The sequence below is a fragment of the Acetobacter estunensis genome, from assembly GCF_019083805.1.
Taxonomy (GTDB): Bacteria; Pseudomonadota; Alphaproteobacteria; order Acetobacterales; family Acetobacteraceae; genus Acetobacter; species Acetobacter estunensis_A.
This window is the reverse complement of sequence record NZ_JAHRDV010000169.1, coordinates 1-215: the sequence shown is the minus strand read 5'-3', so window position 1 is coordinate 215 and position 215 is coordinate 1. Positions and strand designations below refer to the sequence as shown.

Genomic DNA, 215 nt, shown 5'->3' with positions numbered 1-215 from the left:
CCGTTTGCCTTCGGTTCCCTGCTCGGCCTCACCATAGGCGCGGCGGCGGCCTCCTCGAGCTATGAATCTGGTGATTATTATCAGGGATCCGGCACGACCGCGCAGCCTTATGGAGACTACAGTCAGGGATACACCCAGCCGATGCCAGCATCGGGCTATACGTCCTATCCGACGTATTCCTCTTATCCCACGAACGCGATGCCGCAGCAGAATGC

General features: G+C 59.1%; 1 pseudogene. It reads left to right on the top strand.

Annotated features, from left to right (window positions below):
- A pseudogene (locus tag KUA11_RS17395) lies at nucleotides 1-215 on the top strand (hypothetical protein); the annotation flags it as partial.